This is a genomic window from Bacillus cereus group sp. BfR-BA-01356, from assembly GCF_022663635.1.
In the GTDB taxonomy this organism is placed as follows: domain Bacteria; phylum Bacillota; class Bacilli; order Bacillales; family Bacillaceae_G; genus Bacillus_A; species Bacillus_A cereus.
Genome location: NZ_JAKUFX010000038.1, coordinates 24,733 through 43,868 on the forward strand (window position 1 = coordinate 24,733; position 19,136 = coordinate 43,868).

Here is a 19,136-nt window from a genome sequence, read left to right on the forward strand (position 1 = left end):
ATATTTTTCTAAAAATTGTGGACAATGTGGATATAGTTGTTAATATTCCGACTTTACTGTTTAATGAAAGCGTAATCCTTTTGTGGATAACTGGCTGAATTTTCTTTGAAAATAATAAAGAACCCTCTTTACATATACAAAGAGGGTTTCATATTAAGTAAAAGATTGTGCAAGAGCAGGTGATTTAATAGGTATATGACGCGGTTCTGCATGATTTTCTGCCAAAATTGCATCTACAATATGACCAGCTGGCTCTGGAAGATAGATGCTTTTCATTGCTTCTTTCATTTGAAGAAGCTTCACATCATCTTGTAATAATGCCTCTGTTTTTGCAAAAACCTCACTATCATCGCGAATGACAACTGCTGCTCCCTTTCTTTCAAAGTACATCGCATTTTCATTTTCTTGTCCTGGAACAGGCTTATATAAAATGACAGGTACTTGCAACGCTGCTGCTTCACTTAATGTTATTCCGCCTGGCTTCGTAATCATACAAGAAGTAACACGGAATAATTCATCAATATTTTCAACATACCCAAACACTTTTAATGCATCGGAATTTTGCTTCTGTAAACTTAATAAATCCTGTTTTAAAGCTTCATTTTTCCCACAAACGACAACTATTTGTAAATTAGGCACTGACATAAATGATTGGCATAGTTCTTTTACATTTCCTAATACCCCATGAGCACCTGCTACAATTAGTAAAATCTTTTTATTCTTACATAACTGATATTTAGTATATATGATTTCCGGATTTACCTTTAACTCAAAACTACTCCGAATTGGAATTCCTGTTTCAACAATTTGTTCCGCAGGTACACCGATATCAACCATCAATTCTTTCACATGATCCGTTGCAACAAAATAACGATCTACTTCTCGATGAATCCATATTTTGTGCACGCAAAAATCCGTTAATACGTTATAGACAGGAATTGAAATACCTGTTTGTTTCTTCAATTCTGGTACAGCGATAATTGGAAATGTATTAATTACAATATCTGGTTTCTCCACCTGTAATAGTGTTTTCAAACGTTTTCTTCCAAAGTTCGCATACCAAGATGCTATTTTCTTATCATAAATTTTTTCTACCCCGTAATAAAACAAACGATATAATTCTTTTCCTATTGTATAACTTTTTAAATATAGATATTTTGTAATGTCAGTTATAAATGGATGTGATTCTCCAAACAAGTCGCATACAATAACATCTTCAATTCCTTTTTGGCGAAATGTTTGTTCTAATGTTTTTGCTACTTGCACATGACCATTACCGTAATGTGCAGTTAATATTAAAACCTTGGGGTTTTTTATCAAACAAATCCACTCCTAGCTTTTTGTTTCTCCATATTGCATATACGACAATAGGAAAAACATTTTCCTTAAAAATTACATAAACAGATTCTAATAATTCCCTTTCAGCTATGTACCTGTCGTGGATATGCAAAGCATATAAGATTGACCCCTTAATCCTATCTGTGCTCATATCTTTACATTATACTTTCCTATAAGAGCTTTCGCAATAACTTACAAATGTTCTCTATTCCATGATACTCACTCTTTTACTTCTTAATTCTTTTTACTATTTTGATTTCCCTTTACAATTATGTAAATTTCTCCATTTATTCCGTACAAAATTATGGATATTCTACTTTCAGTATACTCTTTTATCAATATATACTCTAGATTTTATTGTAAAGAAAGCAAAAAGCCTAATCCAATATTTGGATTAGACCGCTTGTAAAATATATTTAGCATGTTCTACATTTTTCTCAGTAGGTGGTTCTACATTTGCGAGTGGATACTTGTGTCCAAGCGCCTCCCATTTATATACACCAAGCTTATGATATGGTAACACTTCAACTTTTTGAACATTAGACAGACTTTGAATAAAGCTAGATAGTTTTTGTAGATCCTCTTCATTATCCGTAACACCAGGAACTAATACGTGTCGTACCCAAATTGGTTTATTCTTATCCGATAAATAACGAACAAATTGTAAAATATGTTCATTTGGTTTCCCTGTTAATTTACGATGCTTTTTGGAATCGATATGTTTCAGATCCAATAAAACTAAATCTGTATAATCCATTAAAATATCTAGCTTATTTTGGAATTCTGGTTCCTCAGAATAACAACCACCAGAAGAGTCGATTGTGGTATGGATACCAGCCGCTTTACAATTTTTAAACAACTCAATTAAAAAGTCTAGCTGTAATAATGGCTCTCCACCGCTAACTGTTATACCGCCTCCAGAAGCTTCAATAAATGGAAGGTAACATGTCACATCCTGCATCACTTCTTCAACTGTTATTTCTTTACCTTTACCGATTTCCCACGTATCAGCATTATGACAATATTGACAACGTAATAAACACCCTTGTGTAAATATGACATAACGAATCCCTGGGCCATCAACAGTACCACAAGACTCTACAGAATGTATTCTTCCTTTTACCATGTTACTTCCTCCTTTATTGAAACAGCCTCCCTTCGCTATATATTAAGAGCGAAGGGACACTTTTTTCATTTACATGCTTTCATGCATTGTACGGTTAATTACATCAATTTGTTGTTCACGAGTTAATTTAATAAAGTTTACAGCATAACCAGATACACGAATTGTTAATTGTGGATACTTCTCAGGATGTTCCATTGCATCCATTAATGTTTCACGGTTAAATACGTTAATATTTAAGTGGTGCCCTTCTTTTACTGCATAGCCATCAAGCATTGATACTAAGTTACGTACTTGTACATCATCTTCTTTACCAAGTGCTTTCGGAATAATAGAGAATGTATTAGAAATACCATCTTGTGCATCTTCATATGGTAATTTAGCCACAGATAATAATGAAGCTAATGCACCTTTTGTATCACGTCCATGCATTGGGTTCGCACCTGGTGCAAATGGTTCTCCAGTACGGCGGCCATCTGGAGTATTACCAGTTTTCTTACCGTATACAACGTTAGATGTGATTGTTAAGATTGACATTGTATGAACAGAATTTCTGTATGTTTTATGTTTACGAAGTTTATTCATAAATGTTTTTACAAGATTTACAGCAATCTCATCTACACGATCATCATTGTTACCGTATTTAGGGAAATCTCCTTCAATCTCGAAGTCAACTGCAATACCATTTTCATCACGAATTGGTTTTACTTTTGCGTATTTAATTGCACTTAATGAATCTGCTACTACAGATAGACCAGCGATACCTGTTGCCATTGTACGAAGAACGTTTGTATCATGAAGTGCCATTTCAATACGTTCATAGCTATATTTATCATGCATGTAATGGATAACATTTAATGTGTTTAAATATAGACCCGCTAACCATTCCATTGTCATATCAAACTTATGCATAACTTCTTCATAATTTAATACTTCAGAAGTAATTGGTGCGTACTCAGGACCAACTTGTGCTTTTGACTTTTCATCTTTACCACCGTTAATCGCATATAATAATGCTTTCGCTAAGTTTGCACGAGCTCCGAAGAACTGCATTTGTTTACCGATTCTCATTGCAGATACGCAACATGCAATACCGTAATCATCGCCGTATTCAGGACGCATAATGTCATCATTTTCATATTGAATTGCTGATGTTTTAATAGACATTTTCGCACAGTAGTTTTTAAAGTTCTCTGGTAATTGTTTAGACCAAAGAACAGTTAAGTTTGGTTCTGGAGCTGGTCCTAAATTATCTAATGTATGCAAGAAACGGAATGAGTTCTTTGTTACTAATGGACGACCATCTAATGCCATACCACCGATAGATTCAGTTACCCAAGTTGGGTCACCAGAGAATAATTCATTATAATCAGGTGTTCTTGCGAATTTCACAAGACGTAATTTCATAATGAAGTGATCTACAATTTCTTGTACTTCTTCTTCTGTTAAAGTACCATTTGCTAAATCTCTTTCAATGTAAATATCTAAGAATGTAGAAGTACGTCCAAGACTCATTGCAGCCCCGTTTTGCTCTTTAATCGCTGCAAGGTATGCGAAGTATAACCATTGGAATGCTTCTTGTGCATTTGTTGCTGGCTTAGAAATATCGAAGCCATGAGAAGCAGCCATTTCTTTTAACTCTTGAAGTGCACGCATTTGCTCAGATAACTCTTCGCGTAAACGCATCGTATCTTCGCTCATTACACCACCAGTTAAATTCAAATCAGCTTTTTTCGCTTCAATTAAATGATCAATACCATATAACGCTACTCGGCGATAGTCACCGATAATACGTCCACGTCCGTATGCATCTGGAAGACCAGTAATAACACCTGATTTACGTGCATTTCTCATTTCTGGTGTGTATGCATCAAATACACCTTGGTTATGAGTTTTTCTCCACTCTCTAAAAATACGACTAAGTTCTTTATCCATTTCGTATCCATAAGATTCACAAGCTTGTTCTGCCATACGAATACCACCATATGGTTGTAAAGAACGTTTAAATGGTTTATCAGTTTGGAAACCGACTACTTTTTCAATATCTTTATTTAAGTATCCTGGGTCATGTGATGTAATAGAAGAAACAATTTTTGTATCCATATCAAGAACGCCACCGTTTTCACGTTCTTTCGTTGTTAAATCCATTACTTGATCCCAAAGTTGTTTCGTTGCTTCAGTTGCTTCTGCTAAGAAAGATTCGTCCCCTTCGAAAACGTTTACATTATTTAAAATGAAATCGCGAACATCAATCTCTGCTTTCCATTTTTCACCTTTAAAGTTTTCCCATGCGTTTTTAACATTTTCTAATACTTGAGTCATCCTAATCTCCTCCATTTTTGATTAGTACAGGACTAAGATTTTTTATATAACAGCTTACACACTTAGAATACTACTTTTTTACGAAAGTGAACGAAATAGTTGTGACATGTTTGTGAAATATTGAGCAAACTACTATATATATAGTGTTAACTTCATTTAAAAGTCTTTAAAATTAACCCTTTCCTTAATTGTATTTTTTTGGTATCCTTATATACGAGTCCTATTTTGTAATATAAGAACAATACCCATTGTAGAGCTGTAATACTCTTATCTCCTAATCTGTTATAGTTTTTATAACAGAACAAAAAAGTGTACACATGTTGTACACTTTTTTTGTTACTTCTATAAAACATCTCTTTTTCTATTGCCATCATAGAATCCGCCACGATTGTCTGTTAATGCAATTATTTGATCTAGTCCTTCTATATGATCACCTATAATTCGAAGTACAGCTGGTGGATGACCTATTTTAGCAAAATGTTCACTGGGACGAATACGGTTCATCTTATCGACCTCAACACGACTTACACATGCAACTTCAAATCCTGAAAGAATAGCTTTCACTTGGGCTACACACGGCGCCAGTAAAGATCTATACCCAATTTCTTTCAAACACTTACGGCTAAACGCATTCGGTACAGCGATAAGAGAGCCTACGCCTAGATCTTTTCTATCACAAGCTAAATTTAATGCATATTTAAATGCAGTTACAAGATGAAGCGGTACTCTTAAATCTAAATAATGATTTAGATCATTTAATGCAACATCTGTTCCATCTGCAATAGCTTTCGCAAAAGGATACAGCTCACTCGCTGGAATAACAAAATCGCCATCTATAAATAACACAATTTCTCCTTTTGCAAAATACGTTCCAAGTGAGCGCCCCACATCATTTCCGAGTGCTTCTTTATATACAATTGTCGTTGCCCCTTTGTCTTTTGCAATTTTTTTCGTTTTATCTGACGAACCATTTACGACAACGATAATTTCGAAGGGTTCAATTTTGCGAAGCTCTTCTATAACGTTTCCAATTGTTTTCTCTTCATCTTGTACGGGAATAACAACCGATAGTTGCTTTCCTTTATACAAATCAGATGTAACACCCCACCCTTGATAAAACTCTTCAAAACTTAAAGTATGATAGACACTATCCCTTTTCCTATTTCCATCATAATATCCTCCGCGCTCATCACTGCTTAATATCCGTTCTGCTACTGCTTCTATATGATCACCTATCATTCTTTTTTCAGATTGGGAAAGATTTGGCCCATATGCAGCATGCTGGAATGGACGAAATTTATTCGGCGTAATAACGTCAATGGCACAATGACGACTAATTCTCCATTTACTTTGAACTAGGTGTAAATGAGCCACAATAGGATTAACAAAACATTCATATCCGATGCTTTGAACGACTTCTTTCGTCAGCGCATGAGGTACATCTAATAAAGAATTCATTTTTAATTCTTCACGCTCTAACATTGCATTTAATATTTGGCGCCATACTGTAATAGAAGTGGTTTTTTGCCTTTTTAAAAATAATGCATCCAAATTATTTAAAACTACATCTGCCTGATCGTATAAAATCGGATTAAGGAATAATTTTAATTTTGAAGTTGGAATAGCAAAATCACCATCTATAAATAGTAATACATCACCTATCGCATGTTTTGCGCCGACTGCACGTCCAACATCGTTCCCTAGTAGCTCTGTATGCTTGATTACTTTACACCCTAAACGATCTGCAACATCTTCTGTTCCATCATTACAACCGTTTGCTACTACAATGATTTCTACTGGATTTAATGGTCTTACCGATTGAATAACGTCTGAAATCGTATCGACCTCATTACATGCAGGAATAATAACAGATAATGACTTAGCCATTGTTTTGTTCACGAAACCACTTAATTGTTTCCTTCAATCCGTTTTCCCACGTTACTTTCGCCTGAAATTGAACAAGCTCTTTTAATTTTGTTACATCTGGTCTTCTATTTGGAATTTCTTCAAAACCATGAGGATATACTTCTTCAAAAGGCACTTGTACAATCTTCGAAGAAGAATTCGTTAATTTTTTAATTACTTCTGCTACTTCTTTTATACTCTGTTCATTCTCAGAACCTATATTAATAATCTCACCATTTACCTTCTCATCCATTGCCCGAATTGTTGCTTCTACCGCATCACTCACATACGTAAAACAACGTGTCTGCTTTCCATCTCCATATACGAGAATGTCTTCTCCTTGCAGTGCCGCACGGATAAATCGCGGAATTACTCCTGCATACGGACCATCTTTCGCTCTTGGACCATAAATATTAAAATATCGAACAATCGTTACCGGTAAGCCTTCTAATGCGTATCCTAAACATAATGTTTCTTCTAACGTTTTACAAACCGCATAACTCCAACGAATTTTAGAAGTTGCCCCGTACAATCGATCTCCCTCTTCAGAGAAAGGCGGCTTGGCCTTACCATATACTTCTGAAGTAGAAGCAAAAACTACTTTCTTCTTTCCTTTTAGCGCTGCTTGTAAAATATTTCTCGTCCCATCAAAATTCGTTTCTATGAGCTCTATACTTTTTTCCATTGTTGTTTTCACACCTAAAATTGCTGCTAAATGAAACACGACATCATGCTGATCTACTAATTCATAAATAGAATTTTTATCTAAAACACTTATTGGAATAACACGGATTTCTTTCATTAACTCTTTATGGTACTTATTTTTACCTTTATAAAAGTTATCCACAACAGTGACCTCATAACCTCTTCTCATCAACTCTTCAGCTAAATGTGACCCGATAAATCCGGCTCCACCTGTAATTAAACATTTCTTACTCATTTACTCACCTTCTTTACAATCCCGCGTGTATCTATTACTCGGTCTATTCCTTTAAAAAGCTTCCAATCAATATTAGAATGATCCGTTAAAATTAAAATACAATCCGCTTTTTTAACTTTTTCTTCATCTAAAGAAACAGATTGGTACACCTTATCTCCAATTTCCGCGGAAGAAATATAAGGATCATGATATTCTATCTCGTATCCTTGATTTCTTAATAATTGAATAATCGGTAACGCTGGTGATTCTCTCAAATCATTTACATCTTTTTTATACGCAATCCCTACAATTAACACCGTTGCAGGTAATTGCACCACACTTTTTACTTTCCGGACCATTTTCTCTGGCATTTCTTCATTAATTATATGTGCAGCCTCAATTAATTGACTAATTGCTCCATTCTTTTTTATTCTCCATTGAAAATATAAAGGGTCTACGGGAATACAGTGTCCCCCTATCCCTGGCCCTGGCCAATACGGAGTAAACCCAAATGGTTTTGTAGATGCCGCTTCAATGGCCTCATAAAAATCAATGCCTAAACTTTCACATAGTGTGTTTAGTTCATTTACTAAAGAAATGTTAACTAAGCGCTGAATATTTTCAAATAGCTTGCACATCTCTGCTACTTTCGGAGAGCTAACAGGTACAACTTCGTCAAAAATGGTACTATATAAATCCTGTACCTTTTGTTTACACTTTTCTGTTTGTCCACTAATAACTTTTGGAATAGCTTGAACTGAATATTGACTATTTGCTGGATCAATTCTCTCAGGGGAATATCCGATATAGAAATCTTCCCCTACCTTTTTACCATTTTGAGAAATAATAGGTAGGATGACTTCTTCAAGTGTGCCTGGATATGTGGAGCTTTCAAAAATGAAGGTTTGTCCTTTTTGAAGGTTTTGTTGTATATAATGCGAAGCTGAAATGAGGGCACTTAAGTCTGGTTCTCTTTGTTCATTAATTGGAGTCGGGACAGTGACAATAACATAATCACTATTTTGAAAATCAGCAATGCCTTGATCCGGTGTATTTACTGTTAATTTTTTTTCTTCAATAAACTTTGTAACTCTTTAGAAGAAACATCCGGAATATAACTTTCTCCTTTTATAATTGAGTCTATTTTTCTAATATCTTTATCTAATCCAAGTACTGTATGCCCTCTTTCTGCAAAATGTACCGCTAAAGGAAGGCCAACATACCCTAGCCCAATAATAGCTACTTTACTACTATTCATTTGTATTCTCTTCTTCCCTTCTCAATTGTTGAATTACATCTCTATCTCTATCTCCATCTGTAAAACCACCACGTTCGTCCGTACATTGTAATAAATACGCAACCGCTTCAAGTTGATCACCGAAAATACGATCAAACGCTGAAATACGCCCATTTACAAATTCGTGTTGCTCTGGACGTACTCGATTTGTTTTTATAACATCTACTAACTCTACTGTTGTAATAGAGAATCCTTCTAAAATAGCTTTCACTTGTGCTAATGGCGGAATGATAAGGGAATCATATCCTATTTTCTCTATTACCTTCTTATGAATGGCATGTGGTACAGCAGTTAGTGAGTTATTCCATAAATCTGGTCGTTTCGCTATCAAATTCACAAAGTATTTTCCCATACTAATTGGATCTGCTGGATGAAACATATCTAATAAGCATTGTAAATCATTTAACACCACGTCATTTCCATCTTCAACAGCATGTAAAAATAGAGTGAGTTTTTTTGCTGGAATAACAAGATCACTATCAACGAATAAACAAATATCTGCCGTAGCATGCATGGCACCTATTGCTCGTGCTACATTATGTCCAAGCGCCTTCGTAAATTCAACAACGATAACATTCTCTAGCTTTGCCTGTTTAACAGTCTCAACATCTGCTCCATTCGCGACAACTATAATTTCATCTACACCTGCTTCTTTCACTTCTTTTATAACAGACCTTATGGTCATTTTCTCTTCTGATACTGGGATAATGGCACTATATTTCGCTTTATTCTTTTGTAATAAAACTGGTTTATACTTTCCTACAAACTCTCTATCTCTATTGTCCTCTGAAAAACCACCGCGTTTACCATATGTTTCGATTACGTATTGTAAAGCTCGCAAATGATCACCCATAATACGACTAGTCGCTTTCGGATAAGGAGAGCCAGGTGATGTACCAGTATGCACAGGACGAACTTTATTTGTGTAGATGACATCAACTGAAGCCATATCAGAAATATCTACTCCTCTAGACATCGCCATCGCTTGAAATAATGCTGGATCTGCTAAATTCCACCACCCCAGTTTTTCAATCACTTTACGACTTATCGCATGTGGTATTGCAATTAAAGATCCTACAACAAACTCTTTCTTGTTCAAATAACGATTTAACATATATTTTCCAACCGTCGTATAATGCGGTCTCATCTTCAAGTAAACGGACCATGTTAAATTATTTAAAACAATCTCATGTCCTTGTCGTATTCCTTTAATAAAATTGTATAATTCTTCACTTTTCATGACGATATCACCATCTAAAAACAAAACAATCTCGCCTTTTGCTTCTCTAGCACCAATTGCCCGTCCCACATCATTACCAAGAGAATATCTATAATAAATCACACGGCAATTATGCTGTAATGCTATTTCCTTCGTCCCATCTGTCGATCCATTATCTACTATGATAACTTCATATGGTTCGAGCTTTCTTACCTCTACTAAAACTTTTGATAAAGTACTTGCTTCATTATGCACTGGAATAACAACTGACACTCTCATACTTGTATCACTCTTACCCTTCCAAGCGAACATAAGCAATAATAGGAATACGCACAACTACATCTTCTAGTGGTCCATAAGAAGGAGAAGTACGAACAATTACTGCCCCATCCGTCACAGATAAAAGAACGCCTACAATGATTTCTACAGCTGTCACAACTTGCACTAGTTCTCCAACATGGTTACGTAATTCATCAGTAAATAACATATATAACTCTCCTTTCTTACGCTTCTTTAATTGATATAATACTTGTAAATGGTAATAAAACTTCAGTTCCTATTCCTTCTTGCAATGTTAAGAAGTCATCACCAACTGCTACAATAACACCTGTTAATTGTCCAACTGTCACCGTAATTTCTACGTTTTTACCTAAATACTGCTTTGCAATTTCTTTAAAAGGTGATGTATTGCATTCTTTTAAAATGTTACAAATAATAGATTGAAATCTACTTGATTCAATAACTTCTTCCGTAGCTTGCTTAGAGTTTCTTTGAATAAATCTCGCGAAGTTTTGTGAAAATAAAAGTCTTTCCACAGCAGGCAATAACTTATTATCTAAAAAATAATCTAATTGTCTATTAAACAATCTTGATAATTTATGCCAATATTTTCTGAACAGACACATACACTTCTCCTCCTATTATTTTTAGATTATAAAATTTTACATCCATACATCTTAATGTATACAAAATGGATATTTTTGTGATAGGTAAGACATACATTTTCTAAAAGAAATATTTGTTTCAGAGCATAAAAAAAACTATCCAACAGGATAGTTTCTTACACTTCAATATTCCGCAATATCGAATAAATGTCATTATTCACTTTACCAAATGATTTAATATTATTTTGAATGTTAGATAATAAAACAACATATACACTACCATTTTTACTAAATCCGTTTAAGCAATTCCAACCTGGCATTACACCATGATTCGAATAGCTTCCTGGGTCTACGTACCATCCAAACCCGTAATCCTTTTTTCCACCCGTAAACATTTGATCGTAACTCTCTTTTGAAATTAATTTTCCAGAGAATAGTGCTTCGTTAAATAAATATAAATCATGCGCACTTGTGTATATATCACCACAACCATATAGTTGTGACATGCTTGGAATATTAGGTGTTGTCATATTATTATTTACTATTTTATAACCCGTTGATGGGAATCTTGTTTGTTCTAACGCTGTGCCAAAGCCAGAATGTTTCATACCGGCAGTGGCAAAAATATGTTGTTTAATATATTCTTCGAGTGACTGCCCACTTACCTTCTCTGCAATATAAGCAAGTATAGAGTAGTTCGAATCAGAATACTTCCACTTCTCTCCTGGACCACCAATACGCTTTTGATTTCCTATCCGCTTTATCAGTTCTTCATGAGAAATATCTTCTTTTCCCTGCTCATATTCGGGAATCCCTGATGTATGTGTTAATAGATGTTTTAGCTGAATATTATTACCTTGTGGAAAATCTGGAATATACTTCGCAACAGTATCTTCTACTTGTAATTTATTTTGATCTTTCAATTGCATAATAGCAGTTGCTACAAACGCCTTTGAAATAGAACCAATATAAAAAGTCGTCTCTGAATTATTCGGTACTTGCTGCTCTTTATTTGCCATACCATACCCTTTATTCAGAAGAACTTTTCCGTTCTTCACAATAACAGCTGTCCCGCTAAATCCTGCGTTTTGTAAATACTGGTCCAATTGAGCGTTTTCATTAATTTCTTGAGGTGGCCCTTCAGCAGGTTTCTCCGCTGCTTGCGCTTGCTTCATTTGTTCTTCCTGCTCTTTTTGTTTTTGCTTCTGTACTTCTTGTTTCTTTTTTTCTTCTTTCTTTTTTAACTCTTCTTGTTTCTTCATTTCTGCTGCCGCTTTTAAAGTTTCTTCTTTCTTATTATGCGCAACAATTTTTGTATACATGAAATATACAAGTGATAATAGTAAGACGAGAATGATTGTTCTTTTTATGTATACAATCGGCCGATGTGCTTTCCCATTCGCATTATTTTTTTCCTGATCCATAATTGCTTTTTTCCCCTTACTCACCAATAATTTAATTCCTCTACTAAAGATTCGTTTTAGTAGATTATGGATAATCCATTCTATATCATCCCTACTTTATCACGCACTGCACATATTACCAACCTATATGTACAAAAAAGAAAAAGAAAATTTACAAAAGTAAGATTCCCGTTAAATTATTAACAAAAAAAAAGAGGATATCCTCTAAAAAATTGATGTTATCAATCTTTTTGGACATCCTCTTATCTCATTATTTATACGTGTTTTTTCATATCATCGGCAACAGATTCAACATTTGTACCTACGATAACTTGTACACTTGTATTACTTAATTTCATAATACCTTTTGCACCAGCACGTTTTAATGCTGCTTCATTTACTTGACCAGCATCTTTTACTTGTAAGCGTAGACGTGTTGCACAGTTATCAATAACTGTTAAGTTTTCTTTTCCGCCTAAAGCTGCTACGTAAGTTTCACCAATTGAACCTGCAACTGGTGCATCACCATCTTCAACTAACTCATCGTCATCTTCACGACCAGGAGTTTTTAAATCGAACTTCTTAATTAAGAAGTAGAATACTATGAAATAAATTGCTGCGTAAATTAAACCGATACCTGCTAGTAAGACTGGTTTTGTTGCAATACCGAAGTTTAAAGCATAATCGATTGCACCGGCACTAAATGAGAAACCATCATGAATGCCAAGTGATGTTGTAATGAATAAAGAAAGACCTGTTAGTACAGCATGAATACCATATAATACTGGTGATAAGAACATGAATGAGAATTCAATAGGCTCTGTAATACCAGTTAAGAATGAAGTTAATGCTAGACCAGCTAACATACCAGTAACTGCTTTACGCTTTTCTGGTTTAGCAGCTGCAATCATTGCGAAACATGCTGCTGGTAAACCGAACATCATAACTGGGAAGAAACCAGTCATAAACATACCTGCTGTTTTGTCACCTGCAAGGAAACGAGCAATATCACCATTAACAACATTACCTGCTGCATTTGTAAAGTCCCCAAATACAAACCAGAAGTATGTGTTCATTACGTGGTGTAAACCAATTGGGATTAATAAACGGTTTAATAAACCAAATAATCCTGAACCAATTGCACCTAAATTAACAATTCCATGAGCTAATGCATCAATACCATTTTGAATTGTTGGCCAAATTTGTGCAAATAGAATTCCTAATATCAGCATCACAACTGATGTAACAATTGGAACAAAACGTTTTCCAGCAAAGAAACCTAACCATTCTGGAAGTTTAATCTTATGGAATTTATTATAAAGAAGTCCTGCTATAACACCAACAATAATACCACCTAAAACTTTCATATCTACTTTAGTCGATAATTCAGCAGCCTTAGATACTTGTGTCATTGTATCTGCAAGCTTAGATGGATCTACATTTGCGCTATTACCTATTAAATCTTGGACTTTACCTAATTTACCTTGTAATTCAGCAGTTGAATACCCTTTGCTAAGTGCATCAATACTATTTTTCATAACAAGATAACCAATTGCACCTGCAAGACCTGCTGCACCACTACCATCCACTGAAAGACCGATTGCAATACCAATTGCAAAAATAAGTGCTAAGTTATCAAAAACTGCTGCGCCGGCCTGTGCCATAACAGGAATATCAAATACATCTGGTTGCCCTAAACGAAGCAATAATCCTGCTGCTGGTAGTACTGCGATCGGAAGCATTAACGCTTTACCAATACGTTGTAAAAACTGCAACATTTTAATTCCCCCTAATTAAATTTATGAAATCGTTATCATTATAAGTACGCTTTAGAAAACGCTTTCTATTACATAACCATAATAACATATAGTTGTATAGATGTGTAGTTTTTATTTCTGAACTTTTTATGGATAAATCTCCTATTTCCAAACTGTTATATAAAAGGAAAATTCTCCTTTTTAAAATACAGAATACTCGAAACGAAAGACCTATTATATCACATTGAACTTTCGTTTTATCATTCCACTTTTTCATGTTATTATTTATTTCCGAGCATATCGGGAAAAGTAAACTTAGTTAATTCAAAATAGGAGCGTTGGTACTATGCAGTGCATTGAAACAAACAACTTACAACAGTTGTTAGAACAAGTAAAACCATATACGAAAAAAGGCAAACTTGCTACTTATATCCCCGAACTAGGAAATGCAAATCCAGACGATTTAGGGATTGCCATTTTCCATAAAGAAACAGAATATATCCATGCAGGCAACTCACAAACACTATTTACTCTTCAAAGTATTTCCAAAGTAATTACACTTGCCCTTGCCCTTTTAGACCGTGGTGAAGAATATGTATTTTCTAAAGTTGGAATGGAACCAACGGGTGACCCATTTAATTCTATTATTAAGTTAGAAACGACAAGTCCGTCCAAACCCCTTAATCCAATGATAAATGCAGGAGCATTAGCTATTACAAGCATGTTAGCAGGAAAAGATAACGAGGAAAAAATGGAACGTATTCTTCACTTTGTACGTGAAATAACAGATAATCCTACTATTAATTATTCCTCTAAAGTTGCCGATTCAGAACTAGAGACAGCTTATCTAAACCGTTCACTTTGTTATTATATGAAACAAAACGGAATTATCGATTGTGATATTGAAGAACTTATGGATTTATATACTCGTCAATGCGCAGTTGAAGTAAACTGCATCGATTTAGCACGTATCGGCTTAATTTTTGCAATGGATGGATATGATCCATATAAAAAGAAACAAATCATCCCTAAACATATTACAAAAATTTGCAAAACATTTATGGTCACATGTGGTATGTATAACGAATCTGGTGAATTTGCAATTCGTGTTGGTATTCCTGCAAAAAGCGGTGTAGCCGGTGGTATTTTTGGCTGCGTAAAAGGAGACATGGGAATCGGTATTTTCGGACCAGCTTTAGATGCAAACGGAAATAGTATTGCTGGTTTTAAAATTCTTGAACTTCTTTCTGCTCAAGAAGGTTGGAGCATTTTTTAATCGCGAGTTATCCTGCTATACTAGCAGGATTTTTTATTTCGCCAAAACCTCAATTTTGTCAGTTATCAATCTTCTTATAAAAACAGTGCTGAAAGTTTCTCTATATCATGCATATTTGTTCCCCCCTCCTGAATAATATAGTACAACCTAGCGCTATATGTGGAGGTGTGAAAGATGAAACTAATATTTCAAATGGGAAAACAACCTGTTCTTGAAAAAACAATCCTTCTTTTTATATTGAGTATTGTAGAAAGCTTGAAGTTAAAAGTTGTTTCGCTCGACGAAGCTCACCGATACATATTCAATTTAGAAGTACTTGAATTATTAATGGATCGGAACATCGATGATCAAGTACTTGAACTTATTCATTTCGGGATGGGGCTTGAAGACATTTATCACGTGCTTCCTGAAGAACTTGAGCATACGATTGAGGAATTAAAATGGCTTTGCATTCAAGTATTAAGTGAGTACAGTATGCATGAAGAATCGGAACAATTAATTGAAGATATACGGTAAAAAAGCACCTATGTAGGTGCTTTTAATGTTTTTTTAAACTATTTTTATACGCCTCAATATTTACTGGTAGCTCTTCCTCTTCCAAAGTATGTTCATTTACATCTTTATGAATGAACGCACCTTTAGGTGGTTGATGATCATGCCCTTTTTTCTTATGATCAAATGCTTTCCCGCGTCCCATACAAATCCCCCTTTCTTAAAAGAAATCCGTATTAGTATGGAGAAAAGTACGTCGATATATGCAATCCCTTGCTGTATTTCCAAGGAAATACTCGAACCTTGTTTTCTACTCTCCTTACAACAACTGATCAATCCCAATAAGAATTAATAACACTCCTGCGATAACTGTCGCCCACTTTCCTAAGTATTCTGCTAAAAATCGTTTCCCTACATACGCAAAGCCACTAATACAAATAAAACTAAACACCCCTGAAATAGTTGCTGTAAGCCAAAGGTTCAAATTTGTTATCCCAGCATCAAATCCACCTGCAATATTATTAATAGACAACGCAATCCCTAATACAATTGCTTCTGAAAAACTAATTGTTTTAGAACCATCAAAATCTGCTTTTTCTGGATCACGTAAAATTCCCATAAGTACATTACCATCTTTAGAGCCTACGGTATTTCTTTGCCCCAAGAAAGGCTGGCACAAAATAAACACCCCGATTATCCCTAAAACGATTGCTCCAATCAGGTTTGCTGTAAACTCTGAAATAAATAACGCGATCCAGTTCCCAAAAAATCCAGCTAATAAAGTAAATAAAAACCCAAAAAATGCGATGATAAAATTGTTGAACCACGAAATTCTAATTTTACGAATGCCATATGCAATCCCAACACCTGCATTATCTAAATTAGAAGCAATCCCGATTAAAAAAATTGAAAATAGACCTGCCGTACTCATAAATAGCCACCCCTTTTCCTCACTTTTCCATGCATCTTATGAAAATGTTGAGCAACTGTGCCTGTCTGTTTCATATACATGTAATAAATGCTCAACATTTTTTCAACAATAAAAAGGAGTGCCTTCGCTATGCCTAAAGAAAATCCAAATGAGCGGCTTAGTAGATTAATAAAAAAACTTTTAAAAGAACGTGCCTTATCTATGCGCCAACTCGGAATGCTTACAAATATTGATCCCGCAACAATCTCAAGAATTATGAATGGTAAACAACCGCCAAAACAAAAACACCTACAAAAATTCGCAGAATGTCTGCAAGTTCCACCCCAATTGTTATTTGATGAAATGTATCCTGATTCTCCTCACATTAATAAAGAAAAGACGGATATGTACACATCTCTTGATACAATTCAGCAAACTCTGCAATCCTCTAACTTATTCGATTTCGACTACACAACAACCCGCGTAAAACAAGAACTTGAAAACTATGAACGATATGCTCAAACAACAGAAGGTGAAAAGCGCATTCATGAAAGTTTCGCGAGCAAGTTAGAACAAATTGATAGTGCTGGCCCTTTCATTGAACAATTAACAGATATGTATCAACAATTTTGCAATGAAACGATTCCAAAAGAAGAGCGTGCAGTTCTTGGTGGCGCATTACTGTATTTCATTTTATCGACAGATATTATTCCCGACTATCTCTTTCCAATTGGCTATTTAGATGATGCGATTGCTGTTGAATTAGCAAAAGAGAAATTAATGGAACTAAAACGAAAGACATAGAAAAATAAAGAACTATTTCAGTTATTTCTATTTAACTCTGAAATAGTTCACTAAAAAATCGTACAAGTATACATACCTGTACGATTTCAACATACTAATCTATTTTTTCATATGACACCATTCATATATAAATGCTGTTATTACTTTTGTAAATTCAATTAACTGCTCTACTTCTACTTTCTCATTTATTGAATGAGCTTCCTCTAATGTGCCTGGTCCGTAAATAACAGCCGGAATATGAAATTCACTAAACCAACCACCATCCGTTACCGTTGCAGACATATCTAAAATTGCGTTTTTAGAAAGAATTGATTCATGTACTGAGCTAAGCGTTTTTACAGCTGTATGTTCACTATCTATTTCTAAAGAAGGGAAAATTTCGCCACGATCCACAATCATTGATTCTCCGCCCCACTTAAATTGTGGTGGATTTTCACTTAGCCATGGATCGGCAGCTGCTACTTTACCGATATACTCTTCAATTTCTTTTATTATTTGTTCATGTGTTTCATTCGGATAAAAGTGCACTGTTATCCATAACCGGCACTCATCCGCAATAAAAGCTGCATGTCTTCCACCCTCAATAACAGCTGGATTAATTGTTGTTGTTCCAGACGGATAGCCTTCATATGTTTTCATAACTGCCCAATGACGCTCTAATTCTTGTAAACTTTGCACAATTTTCATCATTTTTTCAATTGCACTCGCTCCAAATAAACGTCCTCCAGCATGAATCATTTGCCTACGCGTTGCATCATGAAACGTTTGAGGGCTTTTCACAGTAATCCAGCCAGTAATTACGCCGCCCTGTCCTTGCATATGTAAATTACTCGTATCCACTACGACTGCAAAATCAGCATCATAACCTCTTTTGCAGCATTGAAGTGTACCAGCTTCTCCAACTTCTTCTCCAATTACGGATTGAAAGATTAAATCTCCAGGTAATTCAATACCAGCTTCTTGTAATAGCTGAATAGCAAATAGCGCTCCAGCTAGTCCCCCTTTCATATCAGCTGCACCACGTCCAACTAACCAACCATCTTTTATAAATGGCTCAAACGGATTTGTTTCCCACGCCTCATCTGCCGATACTTCAGCTACATCCATATGTCCATTAATAATAAGACTTTTATATGAGTCACTTTTTGCCCCTTTTTTCACACCAACAACGTTCGGATCATTAGGATATACATCCCATTTATCAACACTAAAATTTTGTTCTCTTAGAAACTCTGCAACAAATTGTTGTGCCTCATTTGTATTTCTCGCCGGCGGTGCTGGTGTTTCAAAACGAATTAAATTCTTTGTAAGCTCTAGTAACTCATCTTTTCGTAAATCAATCTGCTCTAATAGCTGTGAAACTTTTTTATTCATCGCTAATTCCCCTCGTATATTAATATTTAAGCCCTATCTCAGGCTTAGTTTTACTCTCTAATAAGAGTCCAGTAATAAAGAAAATACTTGGACGTCTCAAGATATTTCTAGAT

General features: G+C 35.0%; 17 protein-coding genes and 2 pseudogenes. 3 read left to right on the top strand and 16 right to left on the bottom strand.

The window, feature by feature from the left end; all coding sequences use genetic code 11:
• Positions 1-153: 153 nt before the first annotated feature.
• The 13 genes and pseudogenes from MR168_RS14975 to MR168_RS33670 all read right to left on the bottom strand — a co-directional run bounded on the left by MR168_RS14975 (position 154) and on the right by MR168_RS33670 (position 14,444).
• Positions 154-1,320: a diglucosyl diacylglycerol synthase gene (locus MR168_RS14975; protein WP_000594690.1), complete on the bottom strand. Its 1,167-nt coding sequence runs from the start codon at positions 1,318-1,320 to the stop codon at positions 154-156.
• Positions 1,321-1,732: 412 nt separating this feature from the next.
• Entirely contained in the window at positions 1,733-2,464 is a 732-nt protein-coding gene (pflA, locus tag MR168_RS14980; RefSeq protein WP_086412461.1) for a pyruvate formate-lyase-activating protein, read from the bottom strand.
• A 69-nt stretch (positions 2,465-2,533) separates the two neighbouring features.
• Complete coding sequence (pflB, locus tag MR168_RS14985) at positions 2,534-4,783, bottom strand: formate C-acetyltransferase (protein WP_000195471.1); 2,250 nt, start codon at positions 4,781-4,783, stop codon at positions 2,534-2,536.
• Positions 4,784-4,935: 152 nt separating this feature from the next.
• Positions 4,936-5,157, bottom strand: a complete 222-nt coding sequence (locus tag MR168_RS14990) for a hypothetical protein (RefSeq protein ID WP_002094217.1) — start codon at positions 5,155-5,157, stop codon at positions 4,936-4,938.
• Positions 5,126-6,670: a glycosyltransferase family 2 protein gene (locus tag MR168_RS14995; protein WP_006916162.1), complete on the bottom strand. Its 1,545-nt coding sequence runs from the start codon at positions 6,668-6,670 to the stop codon at positions 5,126-5,128. The genes MR168_RS14990 and MR168_RS14995 overlap by 32 nt, the downstream gene beginning before the upstream one ends.
• Positions 6,663-7,628, bottom strand: coding sequence for an NAD-dependent epimerase/dehydratase family protein (locus MR168_RS15000; protein WP_000037018.1), 966 nt, complete (start codon positions 7,626-7,628; stop codon positions 6,663-6,665). Before MR168_RS15000 ends, MR168_RS14995 begins: the two co-directional genes overlap by 8 nt.
• Positions 7,625-8,865: pseudogene (locus MR168_RS15005) on the bottom strand (nucleotide sugar dehydrogenase). Before MR168_RS15005 ends, MR168_RS15000 begins: the two are co-directional and overlap by 4 nt.
• The gene (locus MR168_RS15010; protein ID WP_001266468.1) at positions 8,858-10,402 is read right to left on the bottom strand and encodes a glycosyltransferase family 2 protein; all 1,545 of its coding nucleotides are present in this window, start codon (positions 10,400-10,402) and stop codon (positions 8,858-8,860) included. Before MR168_RS15010 ends, MR168_RS15005 begins: the two are co-directional and overlap by 8 nt.
• Before the next feature lie 13 nt (positions 10,403-10,415).
• Positions 10,416-10,610, bottom strand: coding sequence for an LSm family protein (locus MR168_RS15015; protein WP_086412464.1), 195 nt, complete (start codon positions 10,608-10,610; stop codon positions 10,416-10,418).
• Positions 10,611-10,626: 16 nt separating this feature from the next.
• Positions 10,627-11,028: an LSm family protein gene (locus MR168_RS15020; protein WP_000335531.1), complete on the bottom strand. Its 402-nt coding sequence runs from the start codon at positions 11,026-11,028 to the stop codon at positions 10,627-10,629.
• Positions 11,029-11,183: 155 nt separating this feature from the next.
• The gene (locus MR168_RS15025; protein ID WP_033691709.1) at positions 11,184-12,431 is read right to left on the bottom strand and encodes a serine hydrolase domain-containing protein; all 1,248 of its coding nucleotides are present in this window, start codon (positions 12,429-12,431) and stop codon (positions 11,184-11,186) included.
• Positions 12,432-12,685: 254 nt separating this feature from the next.
• Positions 12,686-14,188: an N-acetylglucosamine-specific PTS transporter subunit IIBC gene (nagE, locus tag MR168_RS15030; protein ID WP_086412465.1), complete on the bottom strand. Its 1,503-nt coding sequence runs from the start codon at positions 14,186-14,188 to the stop codon at positions 12,686-12,688.
• Positions 14,189-14,329: 141 nt separating this feature from the next.
• Positions 14,330-14,444 (bottom strand): annotated as a pseudogene (locus MR168_RS33670) (transcriptional regulator).
• Positions 14,445-14,513: 69 nt separating this feature from the next.
• Here MR168_RS33670 and glsA point away from each other — a divergent pair.
• Entirely contained in the window at positions 14,514-15,443 is a 930-nt protein-coding gene (glsA, locus tag MR168_RS15035; RefSeq protein WP_001149850.1) for a glutaminase A, read from the top strand.
• 174 nt (positions 15,444-15,617) lie between these two features.
• Positions 15,618-15,959 carry a DUF3969 family protein gene (locus MR168_RS15040; RefSeq protein ID WP_000766604.1) on the top strand — a complete coding sequence of 114 codons (342 nt, stop codon included), beginning with the start codon at positions 15,618-15,620 and terminating at the stop codon, positions 15,957-15,959.
• Between the two features lie 22 nt (positions 15,960-15,981).
• Here the strand turns inward: MR168_RS15040 and MR168_RS15045 are convergent, their stop codons facing one another.
• Both MR168_RS15045 and ytaF read right to left on the bottom strand, forming a co-directional pair.
• Positions 15,982-16,140, bottom strand: coding sequence for a hypothetical protein (locus MR168_RS15045; RefSeq protein WP_000532409.1), 159 nt, complete (start codon positions 16,138-16,140; stop codon positions 15,982-15,984).
• A 114-nt stretch (positions 16,141-16,254) separates the two neighbouring features.
• Positions 16,255-16,866 (bottom strand): sporulation membrane protein YtaF, encoded by a 612-nt coding sequence (gene ytaF / locus MR168_RS15050; protein ID WP_000100724.1) that lies wholly within the window; start codon positions 16,864-16,866, stop codon positions 16,255-16,257.
• 129 nt (positions 16,867-16,995) lie between these two features.
• Between ytaF and MR168_RS15055 the strand changes: the two genes are divergently transcribed.
• Entirely contained in the window at positions 16,996-17,649 is a 654-nt protein-coding gene (locus tag MR168_RS15055) for a helix-turn-helix domain-containing protein (RefSeq protein ID WP_001123718.1), read from the top strand.
• A 99-nt stretch (positions 17,650-17,748) separates the two neighbouring features.
• Here the strand turns inward: MR168_RS15055 and MR168_RS15060 are convergent, their stop codons facing one another.
• Positions 17,749-19,023 carry an acetylornithine deacetylase gene (locus tag MR168_RS15060; RefSeq protein ID WP_044306458.1) on the bottom strand — a complete coding sequence of 425 codons (1,275 nt, stop codon included), beginning with the start codon at positions 19,021-19,023 and terminating at the stop codon, positions 17,749-17,751.
• Positions 19,024-19,136: the final 113 nt, after the last annotated feature.

Coding starts and splice junctions, on each gene's coding strand:
- pflA (WP_086412461.1), bottom strand. CDS start 2,464: ATGGTAAAAGGAAGAATACATTCTGTAGAGTCTTGTGGTACTGTTGAT.
- pflB (WP_000195471.1), bottom strand. CDS start 4,783: ATGACTCAAGTATTAGAAAATGTTAAAAACGCATGGGAAAACTTTAAA.
- MR168_RS14990 (WP_002094217.1), bottom strand. CDS start 5,157: ATGATGGCAATAGAAAAAGAGATGTTTTATAGAAGTAACAAAAAAAGT.
- MR168_RS14995 (WP_006916162.1), bottom strand. CDS start 6,670: ATGGCTAAGTCATTATCTGTTATTATTCCTGCATGTAATGAGGTCGAT.
- MR168_RS15000 (WP_000037018.1), bottom strand. CDS start 7,628: ATGAGTAAGAAATGTTTAATTACAGGTGGAGCCGGATTTATCGGGTCA.
- MR168_RS15010 (WP_001266468.1), bottom strand. CDS start 10,402: ATGAGAGTGTCAGTTGTTATTCCAGTGCATAATGAAGCAAGTACTTTA.
- MR168_RS15015 (WP_086412464.1), bottom strand. CDS start 10,610: ATGTTATTTACTGATGAATTACGTAACCATGTTGGAGAACTAGTGCAA.
- MR168_RS15020 (WP_000335531.1), bottom strand. CDS start 11,028: ATGTGTCTGTTCAGAAAATATTGGCATAAATTATCAAGATTGTTTAAT.
- MR168_RS15025 (WP_033691709.1), bottom strand. CDS start 12,431: ATGGATCAGGAAAAAAATAATGCGAATGGGAAAGCACATCGGCCGATT.
- nagE (WP_086412465.1), bottom strand. CDS start 14,188: ATGTTGCAGTTTTTACAACGTATTGGTAAAGCGTTAATGCTTCCGATC.
- glsA (WP_001149850.1), top strand. CDS start 14,514: ATGCAGTGCATTGAAACAAACAACTTACAACAGTTGTTAGAACAAGTA.
- MR168_RS15040 (WP_000766604.1), top strand. CDS start 15,618: ATGAAACTAATATTTCAAATGGGAAAACAACCTGTTCTTGAAAAAACA.
- MR168_RS15045 (WP_000532409.1), bottom strand. CDS start 16,140: ATGGGACGCGGGAAAGCATTTGATCATAAGAAAAAAGGGCATGATCAT.
- ytaF (WP_000100724.1), bottom strand. CDS start 16,866: ATGAGTACGGCAGGTCTATTTTCAATTTTTTTAATCGGGATTGCTTCT.
- MR168_RS15055 (WP_001123718.1), top strand. CDS start 16,996: ATGCCTAAAGAAAATCCAAATGAGCGGCTTAGTAGATTAATAAAAAAA.
- MR168_RS15060 (WP_044306458.1), bottom strand. CDS start 19,023: ATGAATAAAAAAGTTTCACAGCTATTAGAGCAGATTGATTTACGAAAA.